This is a genomic window from Intrasporangium oryzae NRRL B-24470, from assembly GCF_000576595.1.
Taxonomy (GTDB): Bacteria; Actinomycetota; Actinomycetes; order Actinomycetales; family Dermatophilaceae; genus Intrasporangium_C; species Intrasporangium_C oryzae.
The window spans coordinates 58807-74700 of the sequence record NZ_AWSA01000015.1 but is presented as its reverse complement, the minus strand read 5'-3'; the positions used below and the strand labels follow the sequence as shown (position 1 = coordinate 74700).

The window sequence follows — 15894 nt, the reverse complement described above, 5'->3', positions numbered from 1 at the left end:
GGTCGGCGGAATGACCGGTCACAAGAGGCTCAGCCGCATGACCACGCGTGGGAATCCGCCGGAGACCGATGTCGTGTCGGCCGCCTTCGTGAAGCCGGCCCGCTCGAAGAGGGCACGGGTGCCGACATACGCCATGGTGGTGTCGACCTTCCGTCCTTCGTTGTCGACCGGGTACCCCTCGATGGCAGGCGCACCCTGCGAGCGCGCGTAGGCGACGGCGCCCTCGAGGAGGGCATGCGAGATCCCGCGGCCGCGGTGCCCGGGCCGGACGCGGATGCACCACGCCGACCACACGGGAAGGTCGTCGACGTGCGGGATCTTGGTGGACCGGGCGAACGGCAGCTCCGACCTCGGCGCGACGGCAGCCCATCCGACGACCTCGTCTCCGTCGTAGGCCAGGACGCCCGGGGCTACGTCCCGTCCGCACAGCTCGCGGACGTAGGCGCCCCGGGCGGCTCCGAGGAGCGAACGGCTGGTCCTCGAGTCGAGGCGATGGCTGAGGCACCAGCACACCGTGGAGTCAGGGTTCTTCGGCCCGAGCATGGTCGCGACGTCGTCGAAGCGCGACGCGGTCGCGGGGCGCACCTCTATGGCGGTGTCCCTGTGTCGGCTCGTGGCCGGGGTCTCAGACATCGCTCACCTCGAGGCCGAGCCACGTGGCGAGGTCGTCGATCTCGGCGCGCACGGCGGCGGTCATGCCCCCCGTGAAGGGCACGTCCTCGTGGATGGCGTTGACGACGAGTCGGCCGGCCTTGCGGTCGGCGGTGGCGTCGAGCTTGCCGACGAGCCGGTCGTCGTGGAGGACGGGGAGGGCGAAGTACCCCCAGCGCCGCTGCGCCTTGGGCTTGTACATCTCGAGGATGTACTCGAACCCGAAGAGCTGCTCGGCCCGGACGCGGTCGTGGATGAGGCGGTCGAACGGCGAGAGCAGCGCGGTCCGGCCCTCGAAAGGCAGCCCGACGTATGCCGGGTGGACGCGCCAGGTGCCCGCCGTGCCCTCGACCTCGACCTCCTCGCCAGCCTCGCCGACGTAGGGCGGCTCACCGGGGATCTGGGGACCGCGGGAGCGGCTGATGCCGAGCGCAGCGAGCCGGCGCTCGTGCCGGTGCCTCGTGGCGGTCTCGAGGTCGACCGTGGGCAGGTCGGCAGGGTAGACGCGCTCGGGGATGTCCCAGTAGCGCTGCCGACCCCTGCGCCCGGAGATCGCGACGTGCCCGCGCAGCGCGAGGGCCTCGAGCATCTTGGTGATGTTGCGTTGTTGGTCCACCCCGAGGACGGCCACGGCTCGACGCACGTGTCGGGGATGTCGCGGGAGAGCAGCGGGCCCTCTTCGGCGAGTCGCGCGAGGATGTCGCGGCGGAACGGCTCGTTGGTCTTCAGCCACGCGGCCATGAGCTCGTATGGCTCGGCGTCGCGCGTCTCGGCGATCACCGCGGGCAGGTCTCGCGGGCTGCGGATGTAGGCGACGGTCTCGACGAGTGACCGGTCGTGCTCGACGGCCTTCACGAGGTCGACGGGGTCGTAGGTGGACCCGAGCCGGCTCCACAGGACCAGGTCGGCGTTCGGTGCGATGGCAGCGGTCGGGTCGATCTGCAGGAGCGTGAGCCGCTCGACGACGGCGACGAGGTCCGTCGGTCGGGGCGCGTCGAGCAGCTGCGCGTGGATCGCGATCCGGCGGGCCTCGTCCTTGCTCAGTCGGGGGACGGCCATGCCGCCGACCCTAACGCCGCCGTCCGACAAGAAGTCCCGCCGCGACTCACCGTGCGGCGCGCGGGTGCCCAGCACCACCCCGGGGACGTGGCCCCGTCCCGATCACGCCGACCCGTCCGGGGTCGCCGCGGGTGCGATCCGTCGCGGCCGTGCCGGCACCAACGCCACGAGCAGGGTCATCAGGATCGCGCTGATCGTGGCGCCGTAGGCGGTGTTGAGCGTCAGCAGGACGAGCTCCCAGCCCTCGAGGCCCGAGACGACGACTCGCACCACGCCCATCGCTGCCATCGGGACCAGGACGAGCGGCCACCGATCGTTGGCACGTTGCCGGTAGGAAGGCCGCCTAAACGACCCTTGGGGGCTGGCCCGGTCCTCCGTGTCTCTACCCATGACGACATCATGGCCCGATGCGCCAGCCTCGTCGGCCGAAAGCGCAACGACGACCAGCCGGGAGCCACGTTCAGGCGCAGGCGTTGTCCCCAGTGTGGGGTCGGGCTCGTTTAGTACTCTCCTGATCAACAGCGGCCCGGGCAGCAAGGTTGCGACACATGGGAGTTCCTGCAAGCGGCGACCTCAGACGCGCTGTTCTAGCGTGCCTTCAGGATGGAGTCGTCCTGTCCAAAGCTGAACTCGCCGAAAAGGTAAGCGATCTCATCGGGCTGGAAGCTGCCGACCGAACCATCGTGATCTCGAAGGGCCAGCCATTGATCGAGCATCGGGTTTGGCACGCTGCCGATCCGTTGGTCAAGGCTCTCTTCATCAAGCGAGATCGGGGTAGGTACAGCATCACCGAGGCGGGCCTGGCTGAGCTTGAGGGCGGGTGCGAGACGCTAGCTGCGTGGCATGGGCCCAAGGGGACATCTGAGACTCCCGATCTTCCACAAGCCGGCGCGACGGTGCTCGCAGCAGTCCCGAACTCGACACCAATAGAGGTCGCGGAGGACGCGGCGCGAGCTCACACCCGGGCACTGGAGGTTGAGCTGCTGGAACTGGTGAGGAGCATCGATCCAACCTCTTTCGAACGGCTCGTTCTCGAACTGTTGCAGGCAATGGGATACGGGGAGAGCGGCAACATCGAGCACTCCGGTCGCAGCGGCGATGGTGGGATCGACGGTGTGATCTCGCTGGATCCGCTAGGGCTTGACCGTGTATGTGTCCAAGCCAAGAGGTACGCGGACGGGAACAATGTGGGCCGTCCCGAGCTCCAAGGCTTTGCGGGGGCGCTCCGGGGACTTGGTGCGGATAGGGGGGTCTTCATCACGACGAGCGCCTACACGCGAGAAGCGAGGGAGTGGGCCGCGATATCGGGAGCGAGGATCGCGCTGGTTGACGGCCGCCAGTTGGCGGGGCTTCTCGTCCACCACGATGTAGGGGTGCAGACGGCGACTACGTTGGTCCTGAAGAAGGTCGATCATGACTGCTTCGACGCCCTCTAGGCGAGTCGTTGAGCAGCCGAGTCGCGAAGGAACGCGACCGTTCTCGCCCGTCCGACAAGAGGTCCTGCCGCGGGCGTGACGACTGGCTGCGCTTCGTGGCACGGACCGCCGGGGCCCGCGCAGCTCCTGCGTCAAAGCGCAGCCGGTGCCACGAACGGCCGGCGAGGCCGGCGCCCGCGAGGTCAGGGCAGCAGGAGGGCCTTGATGGCGCGCCGCTCGTCCATCGCGGCATACGCCTCGGCGACCTCGGCGAGCGGAAGGGTGATGTCGAAGACCTTGCCGGGCTCGATGTGCCCGTCCCAGACCCGCTGGAGCAGGTCGGGCAGGTAGGCCCGTACCGGGGCTGGGCCGCCGCGCAGACCGACGTTCCTCCAGAACATGTGCTCCTGTGGAAGGTCGGTTACGTGCGGGACGCCCACCCAGCCGACCATGCCGCCTGGGCGGGCCGACCTCAACGCCTGGTCGACGGACTCCGCGGTGCCGACACACTCGAGGACCGAGTCGGCGCCGATGCCGCCCGTGAGCTCCCGGATCGCCTCGATGCCCGCGTCGCCCCGCTCCGCCACGATGTCTGTGGCACCGAACTCGCGGGCAATGGCCTGCCGGTCGGCGTGGCGACTCATGGAGATGATCCGCTCGGCGCCGAGCTGGGAGGCCGCGAGGACGCCCGAGAGCCCGACCGCGCCGTCGCCCACCACGACGACCGTGCTCCCTGGCCGGACGTCGGCGCTCACGGCGGCGTGCCACCCGGTGCACATCACGTCGGAGAGGGCGAGCAGGCTGGGCACCAGCTCCTCGTCTGGCTGCTCGGGGGTGGCGAGCAGGGTGCCGTCGGCGTTCTGGACCCGGATCAGCTCGGCCTGGCAGCCGTCGTAGCCGGTGCCGTTCTGGCAGTTGGCGTGGGCCCCCGTCTTGCACACCGGGCACGTGTTGTCACTCGTGAGGAAGCCGCCGACGACGAACTGACCGGGCGCCACGGAGGTCACGTCGGACCCGACGGCCTCGACGATCCCGACGTACTCGTGCCCGATCGGCGTCGGTCGAGGCACGTCGGCGATGCCGCGGTAGCGCCACAGGTCCGAGCCGCACACGCAGGCCGCGACGGTGCGCACGATGGCATCGGTGGGCAGGACGATCGTCGGGTCGGGTCGCTCCTCGAGGCGGATGTCTCGGGGGCCGTGGATGATCGTGCCGAGCATGGGCTGTTCCTGTCTGTTGTGGTTCGGCTGGTGGTCTACGCGCGTGGGATCAGGCAGGGTGCACCTCGAGGGTTGCCGCGCGCGGGCCGTCCTCCTCGAGGTGGTCGACGATCGACGCGTAGTGGCCGTACTTGGTGCGGTAGCCGACGTCCGCGGCGGCGAGGTCCGACTCCTCGTGGACCTCGGTGAAGAGCACGTCGTATGCCGTCTCGCGGGCGATGATCTGTCCGGCGCCGCTCGCCGTGGCTGAGCGGAACCAGTCCGCGCCTCGGCCGTTGGTGGAGCGGACGAAGACCCGGTCACCGTCCCGGACGATCCAGATGATCCGGGGGCGGCGCAGGGTGCCGTCGGCCCGCCGGACGGCGACGTGCACCTCCTCAGGCGCCGTCACGGTGCGTGCGGTGTCGGTGGTCCAGGCGTTCATGGCGGTCTCCTTTCTGGGGTCGCCCGACGGATCAGATGTCGAGGCGGGTCGAGGTGAGGCGCGCGACCGCGTCGGGGTCGCGGTGGTCGAAGAACAGGCTGGTCCCCGTGTCCAGGGCTGCGATCTCCTGCATCTGCTCGTCGCTGAGGACGAAGTCGAAGACGTCGACGTTCTCGGCCATCCGGTCCTTGCGGACGGACTTGGGGATGGCGACGACGTCGCGCTGGAGGAGCCACCGCAGCACGACCTGGGCGACGGTCTTGCCGTGCGCCTGCCCGATGGCGGTCAGGGCGGGGTTGGTGAAGAGGCCGTTGCGACCCTCGGCGAACGGTCCCCAAGCCTCGATCTGGACGCCGTGGGCGCGCATGAGCTCCTGGTCAGCCACGCGCTGGAAGAAGACGTGCGTCTCGACCTGGTTGACCGCCGGGGTGACCTCGCTGTGCGCGATGAGGTCGACGAGCCGGTCGGGGTAGAAGTTGCTCACGCCGATCGCCCGCACCAGCCCGGCGGCATACAGCTCCTCCATCGCCCGCCACGCGCCGTAGTAGTCGCCGAAGGGCTGGTGGATCAGGTAGAGATCGAGGTGGTCGAGCCCGAGCCGGTCGAGGGAGCGCTGGAACGCGGCCTTCGCGGGTTCCTGGCCGGCGTCCTGGATCCACAGCTTGGTGGTGACGAAGAGCTCGTCGCGGGGGATACCGGACGACGCGATGGCGCGCCCGACGGCCTCCTCGTTGAGGTAGGCCGAAGCCGTGTCGATGAGCCGGTACCCGACCTCGAGCGCGTCGCTGACGGCGCGCTCGCACTCGGCGGCGTCGGGGACCTGGAAGACGCCGAACCCGAGCACGGGCATCGTCACGTCGTTGTTGAGGGTGGTGGTCTTCATGGGTGCTCCTTCGAGAGTTCCGGGTGCGCGGGCACGGTTGGCGCCCCGCGGTCAGTGGGTGTCTGCCAGGGCGGCGGTTCTCGCCGACTGACGGGTGGTCTCGTCCGCCGAGCCAGGCGCCCACTCGTCTGCAGGTTCCTTGCCCTTGGCGTACCCGTTGTCGGCGCTCCGGGCCAGGCGGTGCTCGGTGACCCCGGAGGGAAGCACGAGCGCGACGGTGACGACGAGCGCCAGGGCGAGGAGCACCGAACCGGCGGTGAGGGCGGTCGAGACGTGGGCGGCGAGGCCGGCGACCGTGTCGGTCGAGCCGGAGACCGTGGCGGCGACGGCGACGAGGATGCCGAGGCCGAGCGCGCTCCCGAGCTGGTGGGCCGTGTTCACGAGGCCCGACGCGGCGCCGGCGTCGTCGGGCCGGACCCCGCTGATCCCCGCCGACGTCAGCGGCGCGAAGGCCAGGCCCTGACCGGCGCCGATGAGCATCATCGGTGCGGCCACCGCCGTGAGGTAGTCGCTGCTGGCTCCGACGCGGCTGAGCCACGCCATCCCGAGGAGGGTCAGGAGGACACCGGCCGCGAGGAGGGTGGCGTTGCCGAGGCGGCGCGTCAGGCGGGGGATGGCGACGGCGACAACGAAGTTGACGACGGTCATCGGGAAGAAGGCCACTCCGGCCTGCAACGCGCTGTAGCCGAGCACGCCCTGGAGGGCCCGCGCCGCGATGAGGAACGCCCCGTTGGGCGCGCAGGCCACGAGGAGCGACGCGAGCGCGAAGACGGCGAGCCCGGCGACGAACACCCGCCGACGCCCCAGGAGGTCACCGAGCCGGGCGCCGAGCAGGAGCAGGCCGCCGAAGACGAGCGTGTAGGCGTCCTGGACCCAGGAGAGGCCGACCGGGGACAGGTCCATCGCTGCCCCGATCGTCGGCAGGCCCGTGAAGATGATCGAGTTGTCGAGCAGGATCATGAAGTAGCTGACGAGGATGATGGCGAGGATCGCCGTGGGGTGGGCGGGGGCGGCGAGGTCCCGGTTCGTTCGGGTGTCGGTCACGGTGCCTTCTCGAGGTGACGAGGTGGGCCGGTGCTGGGGCTGTCCCAGTGGCTCCGGGAGGTGGTCGGTCGTTCCAACCTCCACTTCACCAGCGTTCTGCCGGGTGGGGCAGGCCCTGTCGTGACAGGTACTGGCAGGGCCTCCCTGCGGGCGCCCCAACGTCCTTACTCTCGAGGGGTGAATGCCAACCGCAGCGAGGTCCGAGAGTTCCTCAGCAGTCGCCGGGCCCGGATCACCCCCGAGCAGGCGGGGCTGCCCGCCTTCGGTACCAAGCGGCGGGTCCCGGGCCTGCGGCGTGAGGAGGTGGCGCTGCTCGCCGGCGTGAGCGTCGACTACTACACCCGGCTCGAGCGGGGCGAGCTGAGCAGCGCCTCGGACGAGGTGCTGGACGCGCTCGCCCGCGCCCTGCAGCTCGATGAGGCCGAGCGGGCCCATCTGTACGACCTCGCGCGGGCGGCCGGCAGCCGTGACCCGCGGCGGCGTCGCACCGCGCCCGGCCGTGTCAGCCCGTCCGTGCAGCGGGTCCTCGACGCGATGACCGCAGCGCCGGCGTGGATCCGCAACGGGCGCGCCGACGTGGTGGCGGCCAACCAGCTCGGCCGCGCCCTCTACTGGCCGCTCTTCGACGGGTCGGTGAAGCGTCCCAACACGGCCCGGTTCACCTTCCTCGACCCTCGGGCGCGCGAGTTCTACGGCGACTGGGACCGGACGGCCAGCGACATGGTCGCGGTGCTGCGGGCCGAGGCCGGGCGCAACCCCTTCGACCGGGGGCTGACGGACCTCGTCGGTGAGCTGTCGACGCGGAGCGAGGACTTCCGGACCCGATGGGCGGCGCACGACGTGCTCTTCCACCGCACCGGGCGCAAGCGCCTCCACCATCCCGTCGTCGGCAACCTGGACCTCACCTATGAGGCGCTCGACGTCACGTCGGCGCCGGGGCTGACCATGCTCGTGTACACCGCCGAACCCGACACCCCGACGAAGGACTCGCTCGCCCTGCTCGCGAGCTGGGGGGCGACCACGCTGGCCGAGGAGCTCAGCTCGCCGTCGTAGCCGCCGACGCGCTGCGCTTTGGTGCAAGGACGGCCGTGGCCCCCGCCGCTCCTGTACCGAAGCGCAGCCTCTGTGCCGAACAGCGGCCTCGGGACCGAACGGCAGCCTCTGCTCTCTCGGTTTGCACTGCCCGGCGGCATCATGGAGACGTGCGCGGAGTCCTGCTCGATCTCGACGGCGTGGTCTACGTCGGCGACGCGCCGGTCGCCGGTGCGGCCGCGACCGTGAGCTGGCTGGACCACCAGGGCATCCCGCACCTCTACCTGACCAACACCACGTCCCGCCCACGCGAGGCGATCGCCGACAAGCTGGGCAGCCTCGGCATTCCGGCCACCCCCCACCAGATCCTGACCCCGCCCGTCGCCGCGGCGGCCTGGCTGCGACAGCACCACATCGGTCGTCCGGCCCTGTTCGTGCCCCGCGTCACGGCAGCGGAGTTCGCCCACCTGGACTCCCTCCCGGAGGAGGCCGAGGAGGGCGCGGAGGCGGTGGTCGTCGGTGACCTCGGCGCGGGGTGGGACTTCGCCACGCTCAACCGGGCGTTCCGGCTGCTGATGGCCGAGCCTCGCCCACCGCTGGTCGCGCTCGGGCTGACCCGCTACTGGCGTGCCGAGGACGGGCTCCGGCTCGACGCGGGTGCCTACGTGCGGGCGCTGGAGTATGCCGCCGGCGCGACCGCCGTGGTCCTCGGGAAGCCGGACCCGGCCTTCTACGCCACCGCGGTGGAGGCCCTGGACCTGGCCGCGGACGAGGTCGTCATGGTCGGTGACGACATCCGGACGGACGTCGAGGGCGCCCAGCGGGCCGGTCTGACGGGCGTCCTCGTTCGCACCGGGAAGTTCGCACCGGCCGACCTCCGGGGTGACGTCACGTCCGCGGCCGTCCTCGACTCCATCGCCGACCTGCCCAGGTGGTGGACCAGTCGCTGACGCCACCCGGGAGCGGGGGAACGCCGCCACGGGATGACCACGTCATCCCGTGAACGTCGAGTCTTCTTGCAGCGCAGTCCCTTCGGAGCTCCAACCGTCGTATGCCGTTGGGCCGGCCCGGAGGGATCGCGACCGTCGCCCTGCCCGGCTGTTCGCGGCTCCTCTCATCCGGGTGGTGGCGGGACGGGTGCCTCTCCCGTGGCCGGGGCCGCCGGTGGCTGGGAGACGGAGCCCGGTGTCGACATCGCGGGCGGTGGCGGCGGGGCCTGAACCGGCGGACCCTGCGGTGGCGGCAGCTGCGTGGCCGGTCCCTGCGGGGGTGGGCCCGGCGGCACCGCCGGCCGCTCCGTCTCGCCCCCGTCGAGCCGGAAGGGCGGGTACTCGTCGGTCATCAGCATGACGTAGGCGGCGACCCGGTAGACCCACCGGTTGAGGCCGATGACGAGGTCGAAGAGGCCCCGCGGGTACTCCCCGGAGAAGAGCAGGATGATCCCCGCGATGACGACGAGGATGCCGAGGATGCCGAAGCCGCCCCACTGGGTGTCCCAGCCGTTCTGCACGGACTCGTTCGTCCAGCGCCAGCCGTTGCCGACGAGCAGACCGGTGATGATCAGGTGCGGGAAGGCGAGGAGCCACTTGACGAAGATCAGCCCTCGCGACAGCGGACCCGGGTAGACCACGTCGAACGTGACGACGTCGTCGGGCTGCGGGTCGAGGCTGAAGGCCGGGTAGCGGTCGGTCCCGAGGCCGCCGGGGCCGCAGTAGTACGAGACGCGCCAGGACCAGCGCATCACGCCCACGTTGAAGTCGAAGAGCCCGCGTGGGTACTCGCCGGTGAAGAGGATCGCGAACCACGCGATGAACGTGATCACCCCGAAGGCGGCCCACAGGAAGCCCAGCACGATGAAGTGCGGGATCGCGAGGAACCACTTGACGAGCCACAGCCCGCGGGACAGGACGGGGTCGAGCCGGGCCGTCATGACCACCGGGGTCCCGGGGGACATGACGAAGGGGGCCGCGCCGACCGGGGCCGCAGCGCCCGTCACGTCGGTCCCGACGACGGCCGGGGCGGGATAGCCGGGCCCGACGCCACCGGGGCCGCCCGGCTCACGGTGCCGCACGGCATACGTGATGAGCAGGGCCGCAAGCAGGGTGAGCAGCAGGCCGATCCCGATGAGGGTCCAGGCGAGCGGCAGCAGGAAGTCGGCGTGCGCGGAGAGCTGCGCCGAGGCCGCCACACCGGGGGAGCCGTCGGCGTTCATCAGCACGAGGGCCCAACGCCCCGAGGCGAGCTGCCAGGTGACCTCGCGCGTCCCCGTGCCGGAGTCCTTCGCGACCCAGAAGGTCTGGTCGGTCGGCGGGGCGATGGTCGAGCCGCCGACCGTCCGGTCGTACCGCGGCACCCCCTGGACCACGCGCGTGACCTGGTCGTGGGCCGTGCCGGCGAGGTAGGCGTCGACGGACTGCCCCGGGGCGATCCCGATGAAGATCGCCTTCTGCGGGTCGGTGGGCGTCACGCGGATCCTCGCGTCGATGCCGAGGCGGTCGGTCACCCAGCGTTGCGAGACGGGGTCGATGTTGACGAGGACGTCCTCGACCGTGACCGCCACCGTGTTCGTCTGGAAGTTCTGGGTCGTGGTGAAGTACCCCGCGTCATCTCTGCCGAAGGTGTAGACCGCCCCGAGGACGGCGCCCCCGATGAGCATCCCGATCCCCGGGAGGGCGATCAGGCACCCGATGACGAGTGCGACCACGTGACGAGACCTCATGGCGGACCCCCTTCGTCCTGGCAGACCTCTCCCTCGACCGTACGCCCCGCCGTACGCCACGACAGGGACTTTCGGCCCGGTGCCCGGGGAGGCCGTCTTCGCGCCGGTCCACGCCAAGCGGCATACGACCGTGCCGTATGCCGCTGGGCGGGGTCCCAGGGGGTCGCGCGGTCAGGCGTCGACGATGACGGGGATGATGAGCGGGCTGCGGCGGTGGGTGCGGTGGGCCCAGGTCGACGCGGCGTTGCGGACGAGCTCCTCGACCTGCTCGATGTCGTCGATCCCCTCCTTCGACGCCTTCGTCAGCGCCTTCTGGATCGCGGGGGTCGCGGCCTCGAAGTCCATGGCGCCGTGCTCGAAACCGTGGGCGAGGTAGTCGGGGGGTTCGGTCAGCCTGCCGGTGTCGGGGTCGACGAGGCACACGATGGTGAGGACGCCCTCCTCGGCGAGGGTGCGGCGCACGTGCAGGTGCTCCTCGGTGGCGCCGCCGACGGTCGCGCCGTCGACGAAGACGAGCCCGGCCGGGACGCTCCCGGTGATCGTCGCGCGGCCCTTCACGAGGTCGATGACGGAGCCGTCCTCGGCGATGACGGCCCGCTCGGGGTCGAGCCCGGTCCGGATGGCGATGTCGGCGTTGGCGCGCAGGTGACGCCACTCGCCGTGGACGGGCATGACGTGGCGTGGCCGGATGATGTTGTAGCAGTAGGCGAGCTCGCCGGCGCTCGCGTGCCCCGAGACGTGGACCTTGGCGTTGCCCTTGTGGACGACGTTCGCGCCCCATCGCGTCAGCTCGTTGATGACGCGGTAGATCGCGTTCTCGTTGCCGGGGATGAGTGAGCTGGCCATGAGGACGGTGTCGCCCTCGGTCACCCGGATCGGATGGTCACGGTTGGCCATCCGCGCGAGGGCCGCGAGGGGCTCGCCCTGCGATCCGGTGGCGACGATGGCGATCTGGTTCGCGGGGAGGCGCTCGAGCTTCTTGAGGTCCTCGACGACGAGACCGTCGGGGATGGTGAGGTAGCCGAGGTCGCGGGCGATGCCCATGTTGCGGACCATCGACCGGCCGACGAACGCGACCTTGCGGCCGTGCTGGTGGGCCGCGTCGAGCACCTGCTGGATCCGGTGGACGTGGCTGGCGAAGCTCGAGACGATCACCCGTCCCGGCGTGGTCCGGAACACCGTCTCGATGGCGGGGGAGAGGTCGCCCTCGGAGATCATGAACCCGGGGACCTCGGCGTTGGTGGAGTCGACGAGGAAGAGGTCCACGCCCTCCTCGCCGAGCCGGGCGAAGGCACGAAGGTCGGTCACCCGTCCGTCGAGGGGGAACTGGTCCATCTTGAAGTCGCCGGTGTGCAGGACGAGCCCGGCCTGCGTGCGGATGGCCACCGCGAGGCCGTCGGGGATGGAGTGGTTGACGGCGACGAACTCGCAGTCGAACGGGCCGAGCGTGCGCCGGTCGCCCTCGCGGACCTCGACCAGCCTCGGGGTGATCCGGTGCTCCTTCAGCTTGGCCTCGATGAACGCAAGGGTGAGCCGGGAGCCGACGAGCGGGATGTCGGGCCGCTCCCGGAGCAGGTAGGGGACGCCGCCGATGTGGTCCTCGTGCCCGTGCGTGAGCACGATCGCGTCGACCTGGTCGAGGCGGTCCCGGATCCAGCTGAAGTCGGGGAGGATGACGTCGACGCCGGGCTGGTGCTCCTCCGGGAAGAGGACGCCGCAGTCGACGACGAGCAGGCGACCGGCGTGCTCGAAGACGGTCATGTTGCGCCCGATCTCGCCGAGACCGCCGAGCGGCACGACCCGCAGCCCGTCGGGCGGCAGGGCGGGCAGGCCCGGCTTGCGGCGCTGACCGCGGCGGCTCATCGCCCGCCCTCCCGTTCGACGTGGGGGCTCGACTGGGGTTTGGACTGCGGTTTGGACTGTGGGTTGGACTGCGGGCTTGACTGTGGGCTGGACTGTGGGCTGGACTGTGGGCTGGGCTGGGCAACGCTCGACATGGCATGTCCTTCGGTGGTTCGGGGGGTCCTGCAGCCCAGTCTGGCCCAGCGGCATGCCGGCTGGCGCGTGGCCCGACCGAGCGGGTCGGCCTGTGCTCGAGCGCAGCACCCCGCGACGGGGTCACACGCAGGGTCAGGTCCGCTCCACCTCGACCCACAGCAACGGCACGCCGTTGGCCGCGGCGTAGGCGACGATCTTGCCTGTGCCGCCCGGCCCGCGTGCCGGCCGGCCGTCCCAGACCGCGACGAGGACGTCGCTGTGGTCGACGACCCAGCGTCCCTGAGCCACGTATGCCGTGTCCCGCGACGCAGCGGGCGGCATCACCTCCACAGCGTCGGCCCGGGCCAGCAACCGCTCGAACTCGGAGCGCGACTCCTCCGTCTCGAAGTCCCCCTCGTAGTCCTCGACGGGGACTGGAAGCACCACGGACAGCGTCGTGCCCGGCAGGGCCAGCACCTCACGGGCGACGAGGCGGTCTGCGCCCTCGGCGAGGGACGAGACGAGCTCGATCCGGGTCCCGGCGCCGTCGCCCTCGCCTCCGACGCTGCGCGTGAGCGCGAGCAGGCGACGAAGACCCTTCCTCAGGCACGCCGCCGCCGCGTCGACCCCCGTGAACGAGCGGTGGCCGGTCACGCCGACCCGGAGCACGCGCTCGGAGGTCACGAGGGGCCTGCCCACAGCCGCGTGCTCCGCCTCACTGCACGCGCTCGAGCCGGCCCTTGTCAGCGCGGGCCCGCTGGGCGGGCGTCCTCGTCGCATCACCGGCTTCGACGATCTTGTGGCCGGAGAGCCGCACGATGTCCGGGTAATGGCGGACGGCGTTGCGGTCCTTGTCCTTGTCCTTCTCGTCGAGGATGGCGTAGCGGATCAAGCAGGGGTGCGTCTTCGCCGCGTCGTCCCGGGCGCCCTGGGACCACCCGTCTCGGTACTTCTGCTCCATCCAGCCATCGTGCTCGGCCTCCGCGAGGAGCTCGAGGTTGTCGTCGATGAGCCGCGCCACGGTGTCGTCGTCGAGGTTCGACGGGTGGTCGGCGCCGACGATGACGAGCCCGACGAGGGCGAGCACCCGGGGGATGCGGGCCGCCGCGGCCACGTTGTCGGCCTGCACGCCCTCGGGCAGGGCCTCGAACTCGACGTCGTGCGGGACCGGCTGGCCCTCGACCGCCTCGCGGTAGAAGCCGTGAACCGCCGGGGCGAGCTCCTCGCTGTGCATCGTGAACGGCAGGTCGAGATCGACGAGGTCCATGAACTCGCGGGCATCGACGTGCAGCGACTGCTGGTCCTCGGGCGGCAGTGCCGAGCGTCGGATGCCCGGCTGCCCGGCGCTCCGGGTGAGCCGCATGATCGTCTCGAGGGACCTCGCCCCGTGCTCGTACCGGCCGATCTCGAGGAAGGCGCTGAGCAGGCCGCCGTCGATGTCCATCTCGTCGTTCTCCGCTGCCCCGACGAAGCCGCCGGTCGCCCGCATGAGCAGGGCGCGACGAACCGGGAAGGAGATGTCGGTGGGGGCGTCGTCGTCGACCCAGGCGCCGAGCACGGGGTCGTACTTCTGGCGACGGTTGGGGCCGGCGACGTTGAGGTAGCCGCTCAGCCGGCTGACGAAGTCGGGCCCCTTCGCGAGCCTGAACTTCTCGTGCCTCGTGAGGCCCGTCCGCGATGCGCTGCCGCCGCCTCCACCGACACCGCCGGCTCCGGACGCGGTCCTCGACCACTCCTCGCGCGGGGAGAAGTTGGCGAAGTCGTGGCTCGTGCCGCCGGCGAACACGAAGACGCACGCGCCGATCGGGTGCGTGATCTGCCCCTCCTGGAACGCGCCGTCCTGCATGGGCGCGAGCAGGTACTGGAGCCACAGGTACTCGCGCGAGTCGAACTCGTCCCAGAACACCACGGGCGTGATCCCGCCGAGGACCTTGTCGCGCACCTGGTGGAAGGCCCCGATGAGCTCCTTGGGGTCGCTGAACTGCGAGAGGTTGAACTCGAGGACGGGCACCTTGTCACCGAGCACGGTCTTGGCGATCTGCTTGACGCCGAAGGACTTTCCGGATCCGGGCGGACCGAAGACGGCGATCGACAGGGGCTTGGCCGGGTGCGGGTCCAGCTCGTAGCCCCTGATGAGGCGCTCGAGGCCGCGCAGGCTCTCGATCTCGACCCGGTCGACCGCGGTCAGCTTGCCGAAGACGGCATACGGCATCTCGTCGACGAGGGCTCTCGGCCCGAACAGGGCCACCCGCCGGGCCAGGCCGTACAGCGGGCGGTCCCCGACGGCCCTGTGGTCGCCGGCGACGATGGTCCAGGACCGGGACGTGCCGGCCGAGGCCAGGGCCGTCGGGACGTCGGCGACCCGGTAGTGGAACGCGGGGTCCAGCAGGTCCGCGATGACCGGCTCAGGAGGGAACACCGGCCTCGCACCGGCCTCCGTCGCCAACTCCGCATCGGTGCCGGTGGCCGGTCCGTGGCCGAGCGCGATGAGCCGGCGCGCGGCGGAGAGCCCGCGCACGATGCCGGCACCGATGTCGGGCCCGCGGTCGCCGGCATCATCGGCCGTCAGCTCCGCGACGATCCCGGCGACGAGGCACGACATGCCGCCCCAGACGAGGCCGTGGATGCGGCGCGCCCACGCTCCCTCCAGGCTCCCGGGGTCGAAGACGAGCCGGCACGCGACCGAGCCGTCGAGGCTCCTGCTCAGCCACAGCGCCCCGTCCGTGCCGAGGGTGACGACGAGGTGTCGGGCTCTCGTCAGGTCTGAGATGCTCCGGTTGAGGGTCAGCTCCTGCACGAGGTCCTGCGCGGTGTGCTCCCACGACAACCCCTCGGTGATGCCGACCTCTCCCTGGCGCAGGTCGGCGGCGGCGACCACGACGACGAGGCGGTCGGCGAGCCCCCGGCTGACGCGGTGCCAGAGGTCGCCCTGGGCCAGCGGGGTGCACGTCTTGAGGACGACCCAGTCCGGACCGGGCGAGGCGTCGTCGCGCAGCTCCTCGGGCCAGGCCGCACTGTTGGTGGAGTGCCGGAAGCCGAGGGCGCCGTCGTCGAGGACCACGACGGAAGCCGGCGCTGACCTCCGAGCGGGCGGGGCGGCATACCGCGTGTTGGGCTCAGGGCTGTCCCCGTAGCCGAGGTCGCGGGTCATCCGCCACACGGGGCCCGTCCCTCCGCCCGCGGCGGGGCACGGGGTCAGGAGCGAGTAGGACCCGACGAGCCGGCCCTCGGGCGTGTCGCCCATGGCGAGCTCGACCGTGAAGGGGTGGGGCGTTGCGGACCCCAACCGCGCGAGGATCCCGGCGAGGAGCGTGGCGCCGCCGGTCTCCTGCTCGATGCGGGTGCCCTGCTCGGCGTGGGTGTGCGGCCTGGCCCGCCGGCCCTCGTAGATCCGGTGCTCGACGACGACGTCGCCGGCAACGACGACGCTCTGGGGTCGAGTCTGCTGTTCGTCGTGCACCTGTCGCATG

General features: G+C 71.2%; 14 protein-coding genes and 1 pseudogene. 3 read left to right on the top strand and 12 right to left on the bottom strand.

The window, feature by feature from the left end:
* Positions 1-18: 18 nt before the first annotated feature.
* The 4 genes and pseudogenes from N865_RS08870 to N865_RS22695 all read right to left on the bottom strand — a co-directional run bounded on the left by N865_RS08870 (position 19) and on the right by N865_RS22695 (position 1989).
* Entirely contained in the window at positions 19-633 is a 615-nt protein-coding gene (locus tag N865_RS08870) for a GNAT family N-acetyltransferase (protein ID WP_051510380.1), read from the bottom strand.
* Positions 626-1294 carry a DNA glycosylase AlkZ-like family protein gene (locus N865_RS23835; RefSeq protein ID WP_322786055.1) on the bottom strand — a complete coding sequence of 223 codons (669 nt, stop codon included), beginning with the start codon at positions 1292-1294 and terminating at the stop codon, positions 626-628. Before N865_RS23835 ends, N865_RS08870 begins: the two co-directional genes overlap by 8 nt.
* Positions 1295-1434: 140 nt before the next feature.
* Positions 1435-1710: pseudogene (locus tag N865_RS23915) on the bottom strand (DNA glycosylase AlkZ-like family protein); the annotation flags it as partial.
* 102 nt (positions 1711-1812) lie between these two features.
* Positions 1813-1989, bottom strand: a complete 177-nt coding sequence (locus N865_RS22695) for a hypothetical protein (protein ID WP_157557632.1) — start codon at positions 1987-1989, stop codon at positions 1813-1815.
* Positions 1990-2258: 269 nt separating this feature from the next.
* Here N865_RS22695 and N865_RS08860 point away from each other — a divergent pair, with 269 nt between their 5' ends.
* The gene (locus N865_RS08860) at positions 2259-3146 is read left to right on the top strand and encodes a restriction endonuclease (RefSeq protein WP_034804317.1); all 888 of its coding nucleotides are present in this window, start codon (positions 2259-2261) and stop codon (positions 3144-3146) included.
* Positions 3147-3328: 182 nt separating this feature from the next.
* Here N865_RS08860 and N865_RS08855 read toward each other — a convergent pair whose 3' ends face one another.
* From N865_RS08855 to N865_RS08840, 4 genes are read right to left on the bottom strand one after another with little or no spacing between them, the layout of a single operon-like run.
* Entirely contained in the window at positions 3329-4345 is a 1017-nt protein-coding gene (locus N865_RS08855; protein ID WP_034804314.1) for a zinc-dependent alcohol dehydrogenase family protein, read from the bottom strand.
* Positions 4346-4394: 49 nt separating this feature from the next.
* Positions 4395-4769, bottom strand: coding sequence for a DUF2255 family protein (locus N865_RS08850; RefSeq protein ID WP_034804311.1), 375 nt, complete (start codon positions 4767-4769; stop codon positions 4395-4397).
* Positions 4770-4800: 31 nt separating this feature from the next.
* Positions 4801-5652, bottom strand: coding sequence for an aldo/keto reductase (locus tag N865_RS08845; RefSeq protein WP_034804308.1), 852 nt, complete (start codon positions 5650-5652; stop codon positions 4801-4803).
* Between the two features lie 51 nt (positions 5653-5703).
* A complete protein-coding gene (locus tag N865_RS08840) occupies positions 5704-6696 on the bottom strand; it encodes an MFS transporter (protein ID WP_051510378.1) in 993 nt (330 codons plus the stop codon).
* 177 nt (positions 6697-6873) lie between these two features.
* Here N865_RS08840 and N865_RS08835 point away from each other — a divergent pair, with 177 nt between their 5' ends.
* Positions 6874-7749 carry a helix-turn-helix transcriptional regulator gene (locus N865_RS08835; protein WP_034804303.1) on the top strand — a complete coding sequence of 292 codons (876 nt, stop codon included), beginning with the start codon at positions 6874-6876 and terminating at the stop codon, positions 7747-7749.
* Between the two features lie 149 nt (positions 7750-7898).
* On the top strand, positions 7899-8678 hold the full coding sequence (locus N865_RS08830; protein WP_034804300.1) for a TIGR01458 family HAD-type hydrolase: 780 nt from the start codon (positions 7899-7901) through the stop codon (positions 8676-8678).
* Between the two features lie 164 nt (positions 8679-8842).
* Here N865_RS08830 and N865_RS23720 read toward each other — a convergent pair whose 3' ends face one another.
* The 4 genes from N865_RS23720 to N865_RS08810 form a co-directional block, all read right to left on the bottom strand.
* Complete coding sequence (locus N865_RS23720; RefSeq protein WP_157557631.1) at positions 8843-10447, bottom strand: DUF4389 domain-containing protein; 1605 nt, start codon at positions 10445-10447, stop codon at positions 8843-8845.
* A 171-nt stretch (positions 10448-10618) separates the two neighbouring features.
* Positions 10619-12310, bottom strand: a complete 1692-nt coding sequence (locus N865_RS08820; RefSeq protein ID WP_051510376.1) for a ribonuclease J — start codon at positions 12308-12310, stop codon at positions 10619-10621.
* Positions 12311-12577: 267 nt separating this feature from the next.
* Entirely contained in the window at positions 12578-13108 is a 531-nt protein-coding gene (locus N865_RS08815) for a hypothetical protein (RefSeq protein ID WP_084328084.1), read from the bottom strand.
* A 31-nt stretch (positions 13109-13139) separates the two neighbouring features.
* Positions 13140-15893, bottom strand: a complete 2754-nt coding sequence (locus tag N865_RS08810; RefSeq protein ID WP_034804288.1) for a RyR domain-containing protein — start codon at positions 15891-15893, stop codon at positions 13140-13142.
* Between the last annotated feature and the right edge of the window lies 1 nt (position 15894).